The 16066-nt window shown below is 74.2% G+C and carries 15 protein-coding genes; 5 read left to right on the forward strand and 10 right to left on the reverse strand.

The genetic code is table 11. The features are described 5' to 3' along the window. Nucleotides 1-55: 55 nt before the first annotated feature. From ACIO5E_RS35190 to ACIO5E_RS35200, 3 genes are all read right to left on the reverse strand, one after another. On the reverse strand, nucleotides 56-844 hold the full coding sequence (locus ACIO5E_RS35190; RefSeq protein ID WP_400675902.1) for an SDR family NAD(P)-dependent oxidoreductase: 789 nt from the start codon (nucleotides 842-844) through the stop codon (nucleotides 56-58). 33 nt (nucleotides 845-877) lie between these two features. Further along, nucleotides 878-1696 (reverse strand): BTAD domain-containing putative transcriptional regulator, encoded by an 819-nt coding sequence (locus tag ACIO5E_RS35195; protein WP_400675904.1) that lies wholly within the window; start codon nucleotides 1694-1696, stop codon nucleotides 878-880. A gap of 235 nt (nucleotides 1697-1931) precedes the next feature. Continuing rightward, entirely contained in the window at nucleotides 1932-3557 is a 1626-nt protein-coding gene (locus tag ACIO5E_RS35200) for a serine/threonine-protein kinase (protein ID WP_400675906.1), read from the reverse strand. 245 nt (nucleotides 3558-3802) lie between these two features. Here ACIO5E_RS35200 and ACIO5E_RS35205 point away from each other — a divergent pair, with 245 nt between their 5' ends. The 3 genes from ACIO5E_RS35205 (at nucleotide 3803) to ACIO5E_RS35215 (ending at nucleotide 6590) form a co-directional block, all read left to right on the forward strand. Next, entirely contained in the window at nucleotides 3803-4330 is a 528-nt protein-coding gene (locus tag ACIO5E_RS35205; protein ID WP_400675956.1) for an NUDIX hydrolase family protein, read from the forward strand. 485 nt (nucleotides 4331-4815) lie between these two features. After that, nucleotides 4816-5853, forward strand: a complete 1038-nt coding sequence (locus ACIO5E_RS35210) for a dihydroxyacetone kinase subunit DhaK (protein WP_400675908.1) — start codon at nucleotides 4816-4818, stop codon at nucleotides 5851-5853. After that, entirely contained in the window at nucleotides 5850-6590 is a 741-nt protein-coding gene (locus ACIO5E_RS35215; RefSeq protein ID WP_400675910.1) for a DAK2 domain-containing protein, read from the forward strand. Before ACIO5E_RS35210 ends, ACIO5E_RS35215 begins: the two co-directional genes overlap by 4 nt. Before the next feature lie 61 nt (nucleotides 6591-6651). On the opposite strand, the gene ACIO5E_RS35220 is transcribed toward ACIO5E_RS35215, so the two are convergent. Together ACIO5E_RS35220 and ACIO5E_RS35225 are read right to left on the reverse strand one after the other, a co-directional pair. After that, complete coding sequence (locus ACIO5E_RS35220) at nucleotides 6652-7344, reverse strand: HAD family hydrolase (RefSeq protein ID WP_400675912.1); 693 nt, start codon at nucleotides 7342-7344, stop codon at nucleotides 6652-6654. 244 nt (nucleotides 7345-7588) lie between these two features. Then, nucleotides 7589-8512 carry a ScbA/BarX family gamma-butyrolactone biosynthesis protein gene (locus ACIO5E_RS35225; RefSeq protein WP_400675914.1) on the reverse strand — a complete coding sequence of 308 codons (924 nt, stop codon included), beginning with the start codon at nucleotides 8510-8512 and terminating at the stop codon, nucleotides 7589-7591. A 110-nt stretch (nucleotides 8513-8622) separates the two neighbouring features. On the opposite strand from ACIO5E_RS35225, the gene ACIO5E_RS35230 reads away from it, so the two are divergent. Beyond that, on the forward strand, nucleotides 8623-9282 hold the full coding sequence (locus tag ACIO5E_RS35230) for a ScbR family autoregulator-binding transcription factor (RefSeq protein ID WP_400675916.1): 660 nt from the start codon (nucleotides 8623-8625) through the stop codon (nucleotides 9280-9282). 216 nt (nucleotides 9283-9498) lie between these two features. Next, nucleotides 9499-10236, forward strand: a complete 738-nt coding sequence (locus ACIO5E_RS35235; RefSeq protein WP_400675918.1) for an MgtC/SapB family protein — start codon at nucleotides 9499-9501, stop codon at nucleotides 10234-10236. Nucleotides 10237-10360: 124 nt separating this feature from the next. On the opposite strand, the gene ACIO5E_RS35240 is transcribed toward ACIO5E_RS35235, so the two are convergent. From ACIO5E_RS35240 to gcvPA, 5 genes are read right to left on the reverse strand one after another with little or no spacing between them, the layout of a single operon-like run. Next, complete coding sequence (locus ACIO5E_RS35240; RefSeq protein WP_400675920.1) at nucleotides 10361-11014, reverse strand: GntR family transcriptional regulator; 654 nt, start codon at nucleotides 11012-11014, stop codon at nucleotides 10361-10363. A gap of 47 nt (nucleotides 11015-11061) precedes the next feature. Continuing rightward, nucleotides 11062-11808: an SDR family NAD(P)-dependent oxidoreductase gene (locus ACIO5E_RS35245; RefSeq protein ID WP_400675922.1), complete on the reverse strand. Its 747-nt coding sequence runs from the start codon at nucleotides 11806-11808 to the stop codon at nucleotides 11062-11064. A gap of 48 nt (nucleotides 11809-11856) precedes the next feature. Continuing rightward, nucleotides 11857-12999: an ATP-NAD kinase family protein gene (locus tag ACIO5E_RS35250; RefSeq protein WP_400675924.1), complete on the reverse strand. Its 1143-nt coding sequence runs from the start codon at nucleotides 12997-12999 to the stop codon at nucleotides 11857-11859. After that, the gene (gene gcvPB, locus ACIO5E_RS35255; protein WP_400675926.1) at nucleotides 12996-14660 is read right to left on the reverse strand and encodes an aminomethyl-transferring glycine dehydrogenase subunit GcvPB; all 1665 of its coding nucleotides are present in this window, start codon (nucleotides 14658-14660) and stop codon (nucleotides 12996-12998) included. Before gcvPB ends, ACIO5E_RS35250 begins: the two co-directional genes overlap by 4 nt. Continuing rightward, on the reverse strand, nucleotides 14657-16015 hold the full coding sequence (gene gcvPA, locus ACIO5E_RS35260) for an aminomethyl-transferring glycine dehydrogenase subunit GcvPA (protein WP_400675928.1): 1359 nt from the start codon (nucleotides 16013-16015) through the stop codon (nucleotides 14657-14659). Before gcvPA ends, gcvPB begins: the two co-directional genes overlap by 4 nt. Nucleotides 16016-16066 lie beyond the last annotated feature (51 nt).

The following is a 16066-nucleotide window of genomic DNA, read 5'->3' on the forward strand; positions in this document are numbered from 1 at the left end:
CAGCGGGCACCGGAGCCCGGTTCCTTCCCGTGGGCCGGCCAGGGTTGCGCCGGGGTTACTGGGTGGCGAGGCCGCCGCAGACGTTCAGTGCCTGCGCGGTGATGCTGGCGGCGGTCGGGGAGGTGAGGTAGCCGGCCAGCGAGGCGACCTCCTCAGGGGTGGTGTAGCGGCCGAGCGGGATGTGCGTCTGGAAGTGCTGGTGGATGGTCTCGGGGGTGGTGTTGTAGGCGGTGGCGTACTCGTGGTGGATCCGGGTGGTGTGCGGGGTGTGCACGTAGCCCGGGCAGATGGCGTTGACGGTGGTTCCGGTCGGGGCCAGTTCCTTGGCCAGCGCCCGGGTGAAGCCGATCACGGCGTGCTTGCTCGCGGTGTACGGGGCGCCGAAGGTGACGGCCTGCTTCCCGGCGGTGGACGCGATGTTGATGATCCGCGGGTGCGCGGTGCCGGTGATCCTGCCGTGCTTGAGGGTCTCCCGGGTGACCAGGAAGACGGCGTTCAGGTTGGTGTCGATGACGTCGTACCAGAGGTCGTCCGTGGTGGTGGCGGTCGGCCCGCCGCCGGTGCGGCCGGCGTTGTTGACCAGCACGGTGATCGGGCCGTGCTCGGCCACCACGTGCCGGATCAGCGCGCTGACCTGGGTGGGGTCGCGCACGTCGCAGGTGGTGCCGTCGGCCTGGTGGCCCTCCTCGCGCAGGGTGGCCAGGGCCTGGGTGATGTCGTGGCCGGTGCGTGCGCAGATGAAGATCCGGTGGCCGCGGCTGCCGAGCTCGCGGGCGATGGCGAGGCCGATCCCGCGGGTTCCGCCGGTGATCAGGGCCAGGGGTTTCTCGGGTGCGGTGGTCATGACGGGTCCTGGGGGTGAGGGCGGGGCGGGAGCTCAGGCCGGGTACAGGTTGTAGGTGGTCGGGTGCGCCGTGGTCGGGGTGTTGAGCGTGGGGTCGAGGGTGAGGATCGCGTGGTGCAGGTGCTGCAGGTGTGGGGAGGGCTGGATGCCGAGCTCGGTGGTGAGGCGGTGGCGCAGGTGGTGGTAGGTGGTCAGGGCGGTGGTCTGCCGGCCGGCCCGGTAGAGCGCGACCATGGCCTGGGCGTGCAGGCCCTCGTGGTGCGGGTGCTGGTGGGTGAGGTGGGTGAGTTCGGGGATGAGCTCGTTGTGCCGGCCGAGCCGCAGATCGGTGTCGATCCGGCGTTCCAGGGTGATCAGCCGGCTCTCCTCCAGGCGCATGATCTCGATGGCGAGGATCGGTCCGGGCCGCACGTCGACCAGCGCGGGGCCGTGCCAGAGCGCGAGGGCCTGCCGGAAGTGGGTGGCGGCCTGGTGGTCGTGGCCGTGGTTGAAGGCGTGCTGCCCCTGGGTGGTGAGCAGGCTGTAGGTGTGGACGTCGAGGTTGTCCGGGTGCGTGGTGAGCTGGTAGCCGCCGTGACGGGTGGTCAGGATGTCCTTGGCGGTGATGTGCGGGGTCGGCCCGAGGCCCTGGGTGATCCGGCGGCGCAGTTGCAGGATGTACGTCTGCATGGTGGTGAGCGCCTGTCTGGGCGGGTCGTCGCCCCAGATCTCCTCGATCAGGGTGGCGGTGGGCAGGATGCGGTTCGGGTAGAGCGCGAGCAGGGCCAGGATCTGGCGCTGCTTGGCGGCGGTGGGGACGACGGAGATGCCGTTGAGGTCGGCGGTGAGGGGGCCGAGGACCTTGAGGTGCATGGCGGTTCTCCTCTCGTGCGCGTGACGTCTGCTCGGGTGGGCGGCGTTCGGCCGCTTGTTCGGGTCAGGGGGATGGTGGGGCGGACGCGTCGCACCCTAGTTGCGTCAACGGGTGGGGGTCGGATTCCTCAAGTGCCCGTCGAGCGCGGTTCCGGGCGCTCTGGTGGGGGCTTCCGGGCAGGCTGGTGCGGCGGGGCGCCGTCGCGGACCGCGGATGCCCCGCCGGGCGGCTGGGCTACTTCCTCAGGTCGCCCGTGAAGCCGCCGACGATCAGGTGCAGGCTGCCGTCGGCGTTGCGGGTGTACACCTGGTCGTGCGGGTCGGCGGTGCAGCCGCTGAGGGTGCTCATGGGCGCCGTCCGCAGGACCACGCGGTCGGCGGTGGCCGAGACCAGGTCGGCGACGGAGTCGCAGTACCGGCTGCCGGGCCCGGTGTTGTTGTGGATCTGGGCGATCGGGTCGTTCGGGCGGCCCTGGGTGATGGTGATCTTGAAATCGGCCTTGAGAGAGACCTGCGGACTGCCGAGCTGGCCCTGCCAGGTGCCGAGGAAGCCGTCCGGGACCGAGCCGGCCGGGGTGGGCGCCGGGGTGGCCGCCCCACCCGCCGGGGCCGCCGTGCCACCACCTGCCGTGCCACCGCTCGGCGGGGCCGCCGTGGTGCCCGGGCTGGTGGCCGCCGCCCCGGCGCCGCCGGAGTCGTCCGGACGCGTCGCCAGGAACACCGCCGTCCCCGCCACCGCGGCCGCCAGGACGGCGGCGACGGCCAGCGAGACCCGCCCGGCGCCCCGGCGGGCGGGCCGTGACGGCGGCCGGGGCGGGTAGGGCAGCGCGGGGGTGGCGCCGAAGCCGGGCGGCGGCGGTCCGGGGACCGCGGTGCCCGGGGCCGGCGCCGGTATCGCCGCCGGGGCGGTGTGCGGGCCCGCCGTGGCCGTCCAGGGCTCCGCCGGGCCGAACGCCCCCGGCGGAGCGGGCGGTTGGGTCGCCGCCTCGCCGTCCAGGTCGAGCAGTTCGACCGCGAGCCCGGCCAGCGCGGCGGCGATCGCGGGCGGTAGCCAGTCCCGCTGCTCCAGCCGCTCCGCCGCCGCCCGGTCGCTCGCCGCCAGCCGGTCGCGCAGCTGCGCCGGGGTCGGCCGGCGGGCCGGATCCTTGGCCAGGCAGTCCGCCACGATGGCCCGCAACTCCTGGTCCGTCAGGTGGAGTTCGGGTTGCTCGTGCAGCACCCGGTAGAGCATCACCGGCGCGCTCACGCCCGAGCCGAAGGGCGCGGTGCCGGTGGCCGCGTAGGCGAGCACCGCACCGAGCGAGAAGACGTCCGAGGCGGCTCCGGCCGTCCGACCCTCGGCCTGCTCGGGGGAGAGGTAGCCCGGCGAGCCGACCACGAAGCCGGAGCGGGTGAGCACGGTCGCCGCGTCCAGCGCCCGGGTGATCCCGAAGTCGATCAGCCGGGGCCCGTCCAGCGCCAGCAGCACGTTCGACGGCTTGACGTCCCGGTGCACCAGCCCGCGGCCGTGCACCGCCGCCAGCGCCTCCGCGAGCCCCACCCCGAGCGAGCGCACCGCCGGGCCGGGCAGTGGCCCGAACTCCCGTACCGCCGTGCCCAGCGAGGGCCCCGCGACGTAGCCGGTGGCCACCCACGGCTGGGCGCCCTCGGTGTCCGCGTCCAGCACCGGCGCCGTCCAGCGCCCGCCGACCTGCCGGGCCGCCGCCACCTCGTTGCGGAACCGCACCCGGAACTCCGGGTCCGCCGCGTACTGGGCGTGCACCATCTTCACGGCCACCGTGCGCCCGCCCGCGGTCCGCCCCAGGTAGACCCGACCCATCCCGCCCGCGCCGAGTCTGCGCAGCAGGCGGTACGCGCCCACCTGCCGTGGGTCCCCGTCCCCCAACGCCTCCACGCCGTCTCTCCCCTCGCCGCGCCCCGCCCCTGCCGTTCCCGGTACTTCACGCCAGACGGTACCGCCGGGCGGGCCGGTTCCGGTTCCGGGTACGGATCTTCGGACGGGCCGCCGGGCACCGGGCACCTCGACCGGACGGTTCCCGACGCCGTGACAGGCGGGGCGCCCGGCGCGGACGGGGCCGGGGAACGTACGATCGGCGAATGTCTGACATGACGGAAACCACGCCGGGTTGGCTCGCTCCCGAGGAACTCGAGACCACGCGGGCCAGGATGCCGATCCTGTACGTGGAGGCGGTGCCGGTGCGCGTCGACGACGCCGGCGAGGTCACCGAGATCGGCCTCCTGCTGCGCATCGGGCCGGACGGGACGGTCAGCCGCACCCTGGTGTCCGGCCGGGTGCTGCACCACGAGCGGATCCGCGACGCCCTGCTGCGGCACCTGGAGAAGGACCTCGGTCCGGTGGCGCTGCCCCGGATCCCCGCCTCGCTGCAGCCGTTCACGGTCGCCGAGTACTTCCCGACCCTGGGCATCACGGAGTTCCACGACCCGAGGCAGCACGCGGTCTCCCTGGCCTACGTCGTGCCGGTGGCCGGCGACTGCCGGCCGCGCCAGGACGCGCTCGACCTGGTCTGGTTCAGCCCGGAGGAGGCCGCCTCGCCGCTGGTGCAGCAGGACATGCCCGGCGGCCAGGGCGTGCTGCTCAAGCGGGCCCTGGCGCACGTCGGCTGCCTGGCCTGAGACCCGGTCGGCCCGCACCTGGCGAGGTGCGGGCCGACCGGGCTCCGGAGGCCGGTCGGCTTCGGGCGCGCGTCCCCGCCGATCGGTGTCGGCTCGGCGATGACGGCCCACTCGATCGGGTGACGGTCGGACCCGCCGGGAAGGCCGGGCGACGCCAAGCGGACTGTCGGACGTCCCGATAGAATCCGGCCGCTGTGGGTGCGCAGGACCGGACGCGGGCCCGGGCGCCGGGAGATCCCGTGCGGGCGCGTGAAACCGCCGGCGCAGGCGCGGCCGGACGGCGGGTGCGTGGCATCACCCGGGTGGGCGCCCGGACCCGCCGGGGCACCGACGTCCCGCAGGCCCCGAACCGCGCGCCGGGCGGCCGTCCCGAGCCCTCGCGGGTTGCCGCGCGCGGGTTGCCGCGCGCGGGTGTCTGCCCAAGCATGGGTGAACGTGATCGGCGGTCGCGCGCAGCGGGGCCGCCCTACCGAGCGGAGCCGGACGTGGCCCCTTACCTCGAAACCGATCAGGACGCCCTGGTGGCGAGCGCACTCGCCGGATTCGCCCGGGCCCACCCATCGCTCGTCGTCCACGACCCCGACCTCGGCTTCGTCCGGGCCCGTGACCGGGCGCCCGGGCGCCGGGTCGGACTGCTTTCCGGCGGAGGCTCGGGGCACGAGCCGATGCACGTCGGCTTCGTCGGCCGGGGCATGCTGGACGCCGCCTGCCCGGGCCGGATCTTCGCCTCGCCGCACAACCGGCAGATCTTCGAGGCCTCGCGCGCGGTCGCCGGCGAGGACGGCGTCCTGCACATCGTGAAGAACTACACCGGCGACCGGATCAACTTCGGCATCGCGGCCGAACGGCTGCACCGCCAGGGCATACCGTGCGCCAGAGTCCTGGTGGACGACGACCTCGCCTCCGAGTCCGAGTCCGTCGCCGCCGGCCGGCGCGGGACGGCGGCCACCGTCCTGGTGCAGAAGATCCTCGGGGCGGCCGCCGACCGAGGGCTCGGCCTGACGGAACTCGCGTCGCTGGGAAGCGCGTTGGCCGGACGGTGCCGCAGCATCGCGGTGGCCGGCGCCGCGCACACCTCCCCGGCCACCGGTCGGCCGGCCTTCGAGGTGCTGGAGCACCTGGTCGAGTTCGGTGTCGGCATCCACGGTGAACGGGCCGAACTCTCCCTGGAGCGCGAGCCGCTGGGCGTCCTGGTGGGCCGGATGGCGCTGCGCCTGCTGGAGTCGCTGCGGCCGGCGCGGGCCCCCCTCGTCGCGCTGGTGAACGGCCTGGGGGCGACGACCAGCCTGGAGCTGTACGCGGTCCTGAACGAACTGGCCGCCGTCCTGGACACGGGCGGACGCCGCCTGGCGCGCGCCCTGGTGGGTGACTACGTCACCGCGCTCGACATGCGGGGGTTCTCGATCACCCTGCTCGCCGCCGACGAGCAGACGCTCGCGCTGCTCGACGCCCCCGCGTACACGGCGGCTTGGCCGGCCGCGGAGTCGGCGCCGGCCCCCGGTCACCAGGAGGTCAGGAGATGACGGGCACAAAGGCATTCGACGGTGTCTTCACGGCCGGCTGGATGCGGCGGTTCGCCGAGGCCGTCGCCGCCACCGAGGAGGAGCTCACCCGGTTCGACCAGGCCGCGGGGGACGGCGACTTCGGCGTCAACCTGCTCACCGGCGTCCGGTGCGCGCTGGCCGCGCTGGACCGGCTGCCGCCGGGGCGGCAGGCCGCAGCCGTACCGCTGGGCGCGGCGGCGGGCGCGTTCCTGGACGAGGTCGGCGGGACGAGCGGGCCGCTCTTCGGGCTGGTGCTCCAGGAACTGGCGGCGGCCGCCGGCACCGGCCCGCTGACCGGCCCGGCCCTGGCCCGAGGGGTGACGGCGGCGCTGGAGGCCGTCCAACGGGTGGGGGAGGCACGGCCGGGTGACAAGACACTCGTCGATGCCCTGCACCCGGCCGCGCTGGCCCTGCGCGGTTGCGCTCCCGGGGCCCGACCGGACGACTGCCTCGCGATGGCCGCCGCCGCGGCGGCCGGAGGCGTCCGCCGGACCAGGGCGCTGCGGGCCCGCCGCGGCCGGGCCAGCTACCTCGGGGAACGGGCGTCGGGGGTCCCCGACCCGGGTGCCGTGGGCATCGCGCTGCTCTTCGCCTCGGCCGGCGGGGTGCCGCGGACGCTGGACGTCGTACTGCTCGACGACACCGCGCCCACCGACGCCCCGGCCGGCGGACCCGATCCGCTGTGGGGCCCCGAGCCGGCCCCCGCGGGCCCGTGACCGCCGGGCCGTTGACCGCCGGGCCCGGCCGCACGGTGCCCGGCTTCGGCCCGGGTGGTGCTCAGCCGGTGAGGGCGAGAGCGCTCCGGCGCCGGGCCCAGTCGAGCAGCCCCGGCTCGTCCAGGGTGGCGACCCACAGGTCGACCGCCTCCCGCGCCTCGGCCGACGGGTGCGGCCCGACTCCGACGACCCGCAGCCCCGCCCGGACGGCCGAGCGGATGCCGCAGTAGGTGTCCTCCACGGCGAGGCAGTCGGTGGGCTCGGCGCCGCAGAGCCGGGCGGCGGTCAGGTAGACGTCCGGCTCCGGCTTGGGCGCCAGCCCGTCCGCCGGGACCACGATGTGCTCGAAGTGCCGGAGCAGCCCGGCGCCGTCGAGCCCGGCCTCGATCACGTCGCGGGGGCAGTTGCTGGCGACCGCCAGCGGGAGGAACCCGCTGAGCCGGCCGACCAGTTCGGCCGCGCCCGGCATGGGGATCGGGTCGGCGTCGACCAGCGCCCGGAAGCTGACCAGCAGTCGGTCGGTCATCTCCGGCGCCAGCGCGGGATCGCCGGCGGTCTCGGCCATCAGCCGCCCGCAGTCCGAGTAGTGCAACCCGGCCGCGCGCGCGGTGAAGTCCGGTCCGGCCGCGATGCCGAAGTCCCGCAGCACCTCCGCACGGGCTCCGTGCCAGTGCGACTCGGTGTCCATGAGCGTGCCGTCGCAGTCGAAGACGACGGCTGCAGGGGTCCAGTCGTTGATGCTCTCCACGGTCATGCCTACGCCCTTCAGGTGGGATTGGCTTGTGGGATTCACCGAGCGCGCGTCCGGACGGGAGGCGACCACGGCGCGGGGGCGGGGTCGGCCGCGACCCGCCCGGGGCCGGAGTCGGGAGCGCGGCAGAACGACGCGCCTCGGCATCCGGGCCGGAGAAAACGACCCGGAACATAACGATCGCTACGTTACGATCGATATGTTTCGCAGTCAAACTTGATGGCGCGATATTTGTCAGGTCTTTACTTCAGTAGCCGAGAACCCCTGCTGCGGTGATATGACCACACTGGCGAATATGAAAAACGCACAAATGCTCGTACTCGGTGATTTCAACGACCGCGAGGGGGGCGAACTCGGTGAACCGCAGCGCTCTCATCCGGTACGCGACCGGGCGGGACAGCCGCCCTGCGCTGCGCAGCACCGCGGCCTGCCGGGCCGCCTCCAGCAGCACCATGCCGGGCAGGTGGTCGGACGGGTGGTCAAAGAAGAAGGGGTGCCCGGGATCGCCCGGACAGACCAGGACCGTGCCTTCCGCGCGGGCCACCACGACGTCGGAGGGCAGCGCGACCCCGACCTCCTCCGGCGACGGCGGGTCGGGCGGCGGGCCGGCGTCGCCGGGCGTCCGGGCGGTGCCGGCGCCGCGCAGGGTCGGGTAGGCGAGCCGGTCCACGAAGCGCGTCCCGCCCTCGATCCGGGCGAAGCGCGCGCCCCTCGCATAGCAGTCCACCCGCAGCCGCATCCCCGTGGGCCGGCGGCTTTCGGCCGAGGTCCGAAGGCCGTGCACCTCGGCCCGGCAGAGCACCGTCGCCGGGCCGTCGCCCCTCGGCTCGGCCGCCGGATCGACCCGGCAGGACACGTCGGTGATCAGCAGGTGGGTGTCCCGGGGTACGCCGTAGTGACACAGCGGCAGGTAGATGCCCAGCTGGCGCGCGGTCTCGACGGCGATCAGCGGGTCGTGCCGCTCGCCGCGTCCGCGCGGGAAGGTGGGATGGGAGCGGGGCCACTGGGCCGCCGCCTCGAAGCGGCCGCCGCCCCGGGCGCGGACGTCGGTCAGCAGCACCTCCGCCACGGCGGAGCGGTGCACCAGTTCGCGCGGAACCGTGCGGGACCAGCTGAGCGGTCGGGCGGGATGCCGGGCCGCCGGGGAAGCAGGGAAATCCAGCATCTTCATATATACAGAAAATATCAATCCAGCTGGGTTCGCATGTCGTCAGTTGGCGTTCCCGCCCGGGATCACTACAGTGCGTGCAAAACCGGGTGATCTTGAAAAGGCAGAGGCGCGTGCAGAATCGAGCTGAGACGACTCGCAGGTCTGTCCTCGAATCAGCTGCTCGGATGTTCGACGAACGCGGATACGCGGGCACGAGCATCAGTGACATCAGCGCGGCCTCGGGACGGACGAGCGGCGCCATCTACTTCCACTACACCAGCAAGGAGAACCTGGCCCGCACCGTCATCGAGGCGCACTTCGCCTCGTGGCCGGAGCTCGTCGCGCGCCACACCGGCACCCCGGCGCCCGCGCTGGAGCAACTCGTCCGGCTGAGCTTCGCGGTGGCGCGGGCCTTCCGCGACGACGTCGTGGTCAGGGCCGGCGCCCGGCTCTGGTCCGAGCGCGCGGCCATCGACGCCGACCTGCCGGTGCCCTTCGTGGGATGGATCGACACCGTCCGCTCCCTGCTCGAACGCGCGGGCGCCGAGGGCGAACTCGCCGCCCGCGTCGACCCGGCGACCGCGGCCCACGGCGTGATCTGCGCCTTCTTCGGGCTGCACACCGTCTCCGACGCGATCGACGGACGGCTCAGCATCGAGGACCGGCTGGCGGACCTGTGGCACCTGCTGCTGCCGGGTCTGCAGAAGCACCCCGACCCCGCCGCCCTCCTCGCCGTGGTGCGGCCCGGGCGGGCCTGCCGCACCAACAGGCCGGGCAGCGCGGGGGATTGACACGGGGGATTGACACGGGGGATTGACGCGGGGGATCGCTGCCGGGATCGACGCGGAATCGACCCCCGCGGACTCCCGGGAGGGGGCCGATCCGCCCTAGCATGGGCAGGCATCGCGCCTCCACGTCCGGGGCCGGCGGCACGACGGCGCCACGCCCCGGGCGGGGGACGGCCGCCGGCACCGTCGACAGCACGGTGGGAAGGGGGCGTCAGGAGTATGGCACCGGTTCAGTGGGCGAGCGGGCCGAGCGGGCAGGGGTGGGTCCAGGTCCTGGAGTTCCTGCTCGCCTTCCTGCTCTCCGGTCTGATCGGAGTCGAGCGGCAGCTCCGCCACAAGGCCGCCGGGCTGCGGACCTACACGACCGTCGGCGCCGGCGCGGCACTGTTCACCCTGGTGAGCAAGTACGGCTTCACCGACGTCGTGCACACGGGCACGGTCGAGCTGGACCCCTCGCGGATGGCCGCGCAGATCGTGTCGGGGCTCGGCTTCATCGGCGCCGGTGTGATCTTCGTGCACCGGGGCTGGGTCCAGGGGCTGACGACGGCGGCCACGATCTGGCTCACGGCGGCCGTGGGCGCCGCCGCGGCCGCGGGCCTGCCGCTGCTCGCGGCGCTGACCGTCGCGGCGTACTTCGTCGTGTCCTACGCGATAAGGCCGTTGCTGAACCGGCTGCCCGCGCTGCGCCGGGCCGCGGTCTCGTACCGGATCGTCTACCGCCCCGGCCAGGGGGTGCTGCGGGAGGTGCTGGACCAGTGCACCCGGGCGGGCTTCGCGGTCCTCGAACTGCGCACGCTGTCCGACGTGGCCGGGGAACTCTCCGGCGAGGCCGCCGAGAAGCCCGTCGAGGTCACCCTGTCCGTGCAGGGACAGGGTGACGCCGGCGGGCTCACCGCGCAGATCGCCTCGGTGGCCGGAGTGCTCACCTGCATCCGCGGCCGGTCCGACGAGGAGTGACGCCGCGGGGCGGACCGGCCCTACGGCCGACAGCGGTACGACGGGGCCGGGTGCCGGGACGCTCCACCGGCAGGAGCACGGGCCGCCGTACCTCTGCCGGTGGTTGACGGCTGACGGCCGGACGTCAGCGCGTGCCGACGGCGGGCAGACGCTCCATGATCCGTTCCATGCCGCTGGTCCAGTTGGCCTCCAGGGCGGCGACCGCCTGCTCCATGTCGCCGTCGAGCAGGCACTGGGCGATCCGCTCGTGCTCCTCGGCGGCGCGTTCGAGGATCGCGTGGTCGCCGACGACCACCCGCTCGTAGCGGTGCAGGGTCAGCTTGAGCGAGTCGATCAGCTCGCGCAGCCGGGCGTTGGCGCAGCCGGAGAGCAACAGCGCGTGCCAGGCGTCGTCGTAGCGCTCTATGGTGCCGTGCGGAGCCTGCGGCGCGGAGAAGGCGCGGGCTTGCGCCAGCAGCCGGGGCGCGATGGCGGACAGGTGCTCCCGGTCGGAGGTCCGCAGCGCCAGGGACTCCAGGGCGATCAGGATGGCCGTGAGGTCGAGGAACTCCTGCCTGCCGGTGGGCGCGAAGCGGAAGCCCTTGCCGCGCTCGCTGGTGATGATGCCTTCGCGCTCCAGGCTGATCAGGGCCTCGCGCAACGGGGTGCGGCTGACGCCCAGTTCCTCCGCGAGGTGGACCTCGTTGATCGACTCGCCGGGGGTGAACCGGCCGTGGCCCAGCCGCTCCAGGAGTTCGTCCTTCACCTGTTCGCGCAGCGGACGCCGCTCGATCGCCATCGGGCTTCCCTTCTTCCTCGGTCCGTAGCGTACCGGCCGGGTGTTGGTCAGGCGGTCCCGGCGCCGTCCACGGCGATGATCGCGCCGCTGACGAACGTGGCGGCGTCACTGGCGAGGAAGGCGACGGTCTGGGCGACGTCCCGAGGCTGGCCGATGCGGCCGAGCGGTCGGTCGGCGGCATCCGCGTAGAAGGCGTCGGGGCTCTCGCCGAGTTGGCGGGCCTCCTCGGCGAGCATACCGGTGTCGGTGTCGCCCGGGCACACGCAGTTGACGCGGATGTTGTCGGGCCCGTGGTCGATGGCCATGGCCCGGGTCATGTTGACGACGGCGCCCTTGGACGCGCAGTAGGAGACGGCCCGGCCGCCGCCCCGGATGCCCCAGCCGGAGCCGGTGTTGACGATGCTGCCGCCGCCGTTCGCGGCCATCAGCGGCACGACCAGGCCGCTGAGCAGCATGATGGAGCGGACGTTGACGGCCATCACCAGGTCCCAGTCGTCGTCGCCGATGTCGCAGACGGTGGACCGGCGGATGATCCCGGCGTTGTTGAACAGCACGTCGACGCCGCCGTGCAGGTCGACGGCGGTGCGCACGACCCGCTCGCAGTCCGCTCGTCGGGAGACGTCGCAGCGTACGAAGGCGCCGCCGGTCTGCTTGGCGGCCTGCTCGCCGCGGTCGGTGTCGAGGTCGGCGAGGACGACGGCCGCGCCGAGTTCGGCCAGCAGGGCGACGGTGGCCCGGCCGATGCCGGAGGCGGCGCCGGTGACGATGGCGCGCTTGCCGTGGAGGTCGATCACTGGGGGGCTCCTCTTCGGGGCAGGGGGTGCGGCAGGGGTGGGGGTGGGTCAGCCGGTGAGGCGGTAGACGGCGCTGGAGCGGCGGCCGGTGATCACCCGGACGTGCCCGGACAGGGCATGGTCCAGCGCGGGATCGCCGGTGTCCAGCAGGAGCGGACGGCCGGCGAGGGCGGCGAGCTTCGCCTCGGTGGCGAGGACGAGCAGCCGTTCGGGGCCCGCGGTGCGCAGCAGTTCGGGGGTGATCTGCTGGTTCCCGCGGCCGAGCAGGAAACCCTGGCCGCCGATCGGCGACAGCGCGATCCACGGGGCGGCGGGCAGCGCCAGCAACTGGTCCGCCCGCGCGTCGCGGACCACGATCCGGGCGGCGCCGCCGGGTTCGAGGCGCAGCACGTCGACGCCGCCCGGGCAGGCGTCGGCCGCGCCGAGGGCGGCGGCGACGGCCTGGGTGGTGCCGCCGGGACCGAGGGCGAGCAGCCCGCCGGGGCCGACCCGTTCGGCGACCTCGGCGGCGATGCCGCCCAGCGCCTCGGGGTCGGTGGCGGAGCTGCCGGTCTTGCGCTGCTGGACCCGGGAGGGCAGGACCGGGACGGTCAGCCACCCGTGGAGGCGGGCGGAGATCCGGCCGTCCCGCAGCGCCGCCTCGTCGCGGTCCATGACCTCGGCGGACACCAGCCGGACGCCCTCGCCGCCGGCCCAGGCGGCGGCCACCTCGGCGGCGGCACGGGGATGGACGGCGAAGACGGCGGAGTGCATCTTGACCCCGGCCGGGATGCCGAGGACGGGCGGGCCGGGCTCCGGCCCCAGAGCGTCGAGGACGTCGCGGGCCGTGCCGTCGCCGCCGCAGAACAGGAGCAGGTCCGTGCCGGCCGCGACGAGGGCGCGGACGGCTGCGCGGGTGTCCGCGGCCGTGGTGTCCGGGCCGGCGGGCCGGTGGACCACCGTCGCGTGCAGGCCGGCCGCCCGCGCCGCGTCCGCGCCCATCGGCCCGGCTGCGGCGAGAAGAGTCAACGACGGTGCCAGTGCGATCAACTGACGTAGGGTCACTTCCGCCCGCAGGATCGCGTCGGGCCGGGCGCCGAGGGTGCGGGCCCGCCGCTGGACCTCGGCGCCGTCGCTGCCCTTGAGGCCGACCCGGCCGCCGAGGCCGGCGACCGGGTTGACCACGAGCCCGATCCGGATCCCGGTCGTCACGGCCGCTCGCCGAGGACCTTGCGGCGGTAGGAGCGCCAGCTGACGGACCACACCTTCGGATCGTCCAGCGGCTCGTGCCGGATGCGGTGCACGGTGGAGTTGTGCGGGGCCGTGCGGACGGTCTCCGGCTCCTCGTAGGCCTCGCGGGCGACCTCGGCGAGGATCGCGGCGTACTCGTCCAGGTCGGCGCGGGAGTAGGACTCGGTCGGCTCCAGCGTCATCGGCTCGGGGACGACGTAGGGGTGGTGGCTGGTCCAGTAGTGGGTGCCGAAGTCGGCGGCGCGGTAGCCGAGGTCCTCGCTGTGCAGGCCGGTGTCCTCGGCGAGTTGGCGCCAGCTGTAGCGGACCTGTTCGACGCGCGGCCGCCCCTCGGCGTAGGGGACGCAGACGCCGCGGATCCGTTGGACCCGGTGCATCAGGTAGTTGTTGTTGAGCACCGCGATCTCGGCCGCTTCGCGCAGCCCCTCGGCGCCCAGGGACATGATCCAGGCGTAGGCGCGGACCAGGTTCGGGACGACGCCCAGGTACGGGCGGATCTTGCCGATGGACTCCGGCCGGTCGTGGTCGAGGACGTACCGCTCGCCGTCGAACTCGACGGTGGGGCGCGGCAGGTAGGGCGCGAGCTCGGCGGTGACGCCGCAGGCGCCGGCGGCCGGGCCGCCACAGGCGTGCGGGGTGGAGAAGGTCTTGTGCAGGTTGAAGTGGCACAGGTCGAAGCCGGCCTCGCGGGCCCGGGTGATGCCGAGCACGCCGTTGGCGTTGGCCTGGTCGTAGGCGCACAGACCGCCGGCCGCGTGGACGATGCGGACGAACTCGGCGATCCGGGGGTTGTAGATCCCGGTGTCCTCGGGGTTGGTGATGAGCAGCGCGGCGGTGCGGGGGCCGACGGCGGCGCGCAGCGCCTCGATGTCGGGGTAGCCGTCCGCGTCCGGGTGGAGCGTGATCACCTTGAACCCGGCGGTCTTGGCGCAGGCGGCGTTGGAGGGGTGCGAGAAGGCGGTGGTGATGACCTCGTCGCGCTGCTCCAGTTCGCCGCGGGCGGCGAAGTGGGCGCGGATGACGGAGACGTTGGTCCAGATCGCGGCGGATCCGGCGCCGGGCTGCAGCGAGACCCGGTCCATGCCGGACACCTCTTTGAGCAACTGCTCCAGCCGGTGGACGAGTTCGAGCACGCCCTGGACGGTCGTGGCGTCCTGGGCCGGGTGCAGGGCGGCGATCCGCGGGTCGCGGACGAAGGAGTCGTTGACCTTGGGGCTGTACTTCATGGTGCAGGTGCCCTGGCCGACGTCGATGTTGAGGTCGGCGCCGAGGTTCTCCTGGGAGAGCCGCAGGTAGTGGCGGAGCACCTGCTGCTGGCCGAGTTCGGGCAGCGCGGGCGGGGCGCCGCGGCGCAGTGCGGCGGGCAGGCGGTCGGCGGGGCTGCCGACGGCGGCGGTCACGGCGGGTTCGGGCGTCGGGGGCAGGATTCCGCGCTCGCCGGGCGCGCCCAGTTCGAAGATCAGCTTCTCGTCCCAGCGGGCCTGGTGGAAGCGGCGCAGGGCGGGCTTCGGGGCGATCCGCGGGTCGGTCGTCCCGGCCCGGTCGGTGGTCCCGGCCCGGTCGGTGGTCCCGTGTTCGTCGGCGATCGGCTGACGGCCGGCGATCGGGTGATGGTCCGTCACTTGGCGATCTCCTCAAGGGCGGCGGCGAGGCGGTCGATGTCGGCCTGGGTGTGGAGCTCGGTGACGCAGTAGCGACCCTCGCGCTCCCCGGCCGGGGTGCCGGCGTGGAAGCCGCGGTCGAGCAGGGCGGCGGCGATCTCGGCGGCGGTGCGCTCGCCGGTGTAGCGGAGGGTGAAGTCGGCGAAGTGCACGGCCTCGGGGTCGCCCGCCTCCACGCCGGGGACCTCGGCGAGGCGCCGGCGGGCGTAGGCGGTGTGGGCGAGGATCGTCTCGCCGATCTCGCGCATGCCGTGCGGCCCCATCAGCGCGAGGTAGACCCCGGCGGCGATGCCGTGCAGGGCGGCGGCGGTGCCGACCCACTCCTTGCCCTCCTCGCGCAGCGCGAAGGAGGTGCGCTCGTAGGCGACGTCGCCGAAGCCGTACTCGCCCGGCACCTCGGTGGGGACGAGGCCGAAGAGGCGGCTCGGGTACTCGGCGACCAGGCGTTCGTCGTCCTGGCTGGCGATGAAGCCCGCGTTGCCGCCGCCGAAGCTGGGGTGGATGCCGAGCGGCTGGAGGTCGCCGCAGGTGAGGTCGGCGCCGAAGGAGGCGGGCGGGGCGAGCACGCCCAGGCTCAGCGGGTTGGCGCCGACGACGGCCAGCGCGCCCACCCGGTGGGCGAGTTCGACGTACTGCGGCAGCTCGGGGTCGACACGGCCGCGGTGGTCGGTCAGCTCGGCGAAGACGGCGGCGGTGTCGCCGGTGGCGAGGGCGGCGCGGACGGCCTCGGGCTCGGCGGGGACCGGCACGAGGTCGTGGATCCCGTGCACGTAGTCGCGGATCCGGGAGAGCTTGTCGGGGTCGAGCTCGCCGACGAGGACCAGCCGGCGCCGCCCGGTCGCCCGGCCGGCCATCCGCAGCGCGGTCGCGGCGGCCTGGAAGCCGTCGTAGGTGGGCACGTTGACGACCTCGACCGCCAGCAGCTCGGCCATCAGGGACTGGTACTCCCACAGCGCCTGGAAGCGGCCGTGGTCCTCGTACGGCTCGCCGGCGTAGGCGGTGAGGAACTCGCTGCGGTTGACGACCTCGTCGACCACGGCGGGCACGTGGTGGCGGTAGCACCCGGCGCCGAGGAAGCTGCGGCCGGGCGGGACGGCGGCGTTGCGGGAGAGCAACTCCTCCATGTGGGCGACCAGTCGGGCCTCGGAGCCGAGCGGCTCGGGCAGCCGCAGCGGGCGGTCCAGCCGCAGCGCGGCGGGGATGTCGGCGTAGAACTCCTCGACGGTCCGCGCGCCGATCGCCGCCAGCATCGCCGTCTTGACGTCGGGGGCGGAGTTGGGGATGTACGGGTGGGTTCGGGGAACGCGTGCGGTCATCCTGGCACCTTCCGCGATTTCGGTCACAAGCCTTGACGGCACTGTGTGTGC

Origin of the sequence: Kitasatospora sp. NPDC087314 (assembly GCF_044744365.1) — a bacterium.
Classification (GTDB): Bacteria; Actinomycetota; Actinomycetes; order Streptomycetales; family Streptomycetaceae; genus Kitasatospora.